This is a genomic window from Marinobacter bryozoorum (assembly GCF_023156245.1).
In the GTDB taxonomy this organism is placed as follows: Bacteria; Pseudomonadota; Gammaproteobacteria; order Pseudomonadales; family Oleiphilaceae; genus Marinobacter; species Marinobacter bryozoorum.
In genome coordinates this window covers 1-1,422 of the sequence record NZ_JAKZAH010000099.1, presented here as the reverse complement: position 1 = coordinate 1,422, position 1,422 = coordinate 1, and the positions used below count along the sequence as shown (strand labels likewise).

At 58.0% G+C, this 1,422-nt stretch carries 1 protein-coding gene; it reads right to left on the bottom strand.

Annotated elements, in window-relative coordinates; all coding sequences use genetic code 11:
• Positions 1–290: 290 nt before the first annotated feature.
• Entirely contained in the window at positions 291–1,328 is a 1,038-nt protein-coding gene (locus tag MLC59_RS19680) for an IS110 family RNA-guided transposase (RefSeq protein WP_248237295.1), read from the bottom strand.
• Positions 1,329–1,422: the final 94 nt, after the last annotated feature.

Genomic DNA, 1,422 nt, shown 5'->3' with positions numbered 1-1,422 from the left:
CCATATATGGTCTCCTCCCCGTTTGCAAGGCTCCAGAGTCTGATGAGGGACAGGTTGCTGCCATATATCCGGCCTGTTAACGAGGCGGCGCTGCCGCCTCTGGCCCTGATGAGGATTCGCCGCGCGCCTGCCTAATCACGAAAGCGGCTTGTGAAGCCGGTGGATTTAACAGGTTTCAGGTGCGCCGGTTTGACCTGTTATGTCATCAATGTGTCTGTTGCCTTCGCAACCTTGGGTAAAGCCCTTTTTTATCGATTTGTGACGTTACTTGCTCTGTTTTCGTTACGCTCTCAGGCCACTGCCATTTGGCTCTCAGCGGGCCTGTATTCCTCCTGACGGGCCACAACGACCCAGGCCATTCGGATGATCTTGTTAGCCACGGCAACAACCGCTCGGTTGTGACCTCGCCTGGCTTCCACCGCCAGAGCCCACTGGCTCAAGGCGTCTTGCTTGTTCTTGGCCGTTCGCACCACAGCGCGAGCACCATGTACCACCAGGGATCGCAAGTAGGCATCGCCTCGCTTGGTGATCCCGTACAACGACTGCTTACCACCAGTGCTGTACTGTTTCGGCACCAGACCCAGCGCTGCCGAGGCATCCCGGCCACGCCGGAATTGCTGACCGTCGCCCATCCAGCTTTTGACCGCACTGGCGACAACCGGACCAACACCAGGGATGCCGGTCAACCGGCGACAGGTGTCGTCTTCTTTGGCCTGTTGTTGCAGTTGTTCGTCGTACCAGGCCTGCTCTTCAAGCAAGGCTTGGAGCCGACGCCACTGCCGGTTCAACAGCATGCGAAATCGAGCGCTTAAACCGTTTTCAGCGTCTTCGAGCAACTCAGGCACTCGTCGGCGAAAAGCACTGACAGACTTCGGTACAGTTAGCCCATACTCCGCCAGAAGACCGCGCATCTGGTTCACCAGCCGGGTGCTCTCTACCTTGAGGCTCCGGCGAATGGCGTGAAACGCCTGCTCATCCTGTTGTTCAATGCTTTTAACGGCTACAGGCCGAATCGCGCCGTGAAGACACGCTTCCGCAATGGCCTGCGCATCGTTGTAATCGTTCTTCTGCCCCCGCAGGTAGCCTTTCACGTGTTGCGGTGGCAACAGGACTGGTTCGTGGCCATGCTCTTCCAGCCACCGGCCCCAGTAATGAGCACTGCCGCAGGCTTCCAAAGCCACAGTCGCCGGCTCGTGCTTCGCCAGGAACCGTTTCAAGCCGTCCCGGCGAAAGGTTTTCCGGCGCTTTACATCGCCGCCGCGCCCCAACTCAATAACCGCGAAAGAGGTTTTTGCCAGGTCGATGCCGATCACGGTATTCTTGCTCATGGTCTCCTCCTTAACTCGTTGGATAGTGTCGGTAACATCTATCCTGGCGCATCGCGACGCCGATTTGGAGTGGGGAGGAGACCATCCCATCTCG

Bases quoted from the DNA above. Each gene is read 5' to 3' on its own strand.
- MLC59_RS19680 (WP_248237295.1), bottom strand. From the start codon at position 1,328: ATGAGCAAGAATACCGTGATCGGCATCGACCTGGCAAAAACCTCTTTC.